Source organism: Kitasatospora sp. NPDC091257 (genome assembly GCF_044757675.1).
GTDB classification, from domain to species: Bacteria; Actinomycetota; Actinomycetes; order Streptomycetales; family Streptomycetaceae; genus Kitasatospora; species Kitasatospora lactacystinica.
The window spans coordinates 1-1,252 of record NZ_JBIVVI010001766.1 but is presented as its reverse complement, the minus strand read 5'-3'; the positions used below and the strand labels follow the sequence as shown (position 1 = coordinate 1,252).

Below are 1,252 nucleotides of genomic sequence, written 5' to 3'. Positions count from 1 at the left end.
AGGGGTGGGATGCGGTCGGCCACGACTTCCTGGCTGAGGGGGCGACCGCCATAGACGTCAGCGGACCGGTGCATAGCGGGCTCTTCGCCGGGCTCAGCGGCTTCGCGTTCGCACTGGAAACACTGAGCCGGAACGGCGACCGCTATCAGCACCTGCTCACCGCTGTCGACGAGATGCTCGCACCACAAGTATCGGCGGTCGCGGCACGGCTGGGCACGAGCGCGCCCGGTATGCCGGTGAGTGCGTTCGACCTCGTATCCGGCGCGAGCGGGGTCGCTGCCTACCTGCTGAGGCGCGACCCGCACGAAGTACTTCCGGAATTGCTCACGGCCCTGGTTCGCGTTGCCGAGCCAGCCCACGGAATGCGTCGCTGGGCCACCCCGCCGGAACTTTTAACCTCCGCGTCGATGCGCCGTCGCTATCCGTCGGGACATCTCAACTGCGGACTGGCGCACGGCATACCCGGGCCGCTGGCCATTCTGTCTCTCGCGCTGCGCGCAGGCCGCGAAGTTCCCGGTCAGGCCAAGACCGTGCGCGCCCTCGCCCAATGGCTGCTGTCGCACCGTGTCGACGACGCATGGGGCGGAGGCTGGCCCGACGGCGTACCGGTGACACCGACGGGCCGGCGTCAGCCCCAGAGGGAGCCGGTTGCAACACGATGTGCCTGGTGCTACGGAAGTCCGGGGGTGGCACGCTCCCTGTGGCTCGCTGGCGAGGCCCTGGACGACGATGGTCTACGCAGTGCGGCAGTCGAGGCGATGACCAGTGTCCTGCGACGCCCCGTCGAACTGCGGCACATCAACTCCCCTACGTTCTGCCATGGAGTTGCTGGCCTTCTCCACATCGTTTTGCGGTTCGCTCACGAGACCGCATCGGCCCGTCTCGCGTACGCATCGACCGAGCTCGTCGATCAGCTCCTGTCCGCCTACGATCCCGAACTCCCTTTCGGCTACGCGTCTTTGGAGGAGGCGGATGTCGCGGTGGACCGGCCCGGGCTGCTCGACGGAGCCGCTGGTGTCGCCATGGCCCTCCTCGCCGCGGCCACCGGGGTCGAGCCGACGTGGGATCGGATGTTTCTCCTCTCATGACCGGGCCCCATCCCGCGCACGCGGGCCACCACAGCACCCGACCTGCGCTCTACGAGCCGCTCGGATGGAGGGACACTCGATCGAGCTCTCCCGACTGGTCGGCTGAGCGCCGGCAGAGAACGGGCCGCAGCGAACACGGAACAGGGAACACGGAACAGATGACG

General features: G+C 68.1%; 1 protein-coding gene. It reads left to right on the top strand.

The genetic code is table 11. The features are described 5' to 3' along the window. Window positions 1-1,088, top strand: a 1,088-nt coding sequence (locus ACIQOV_RS41890; protein WP_401056450.1) for a lanthionine synthetase C family protein, incomplete at its 5' end; no start/stop codon positions are given. Between the last annotated feature and the right edge of the window lie 164 nt (window positions 1,089-1,252).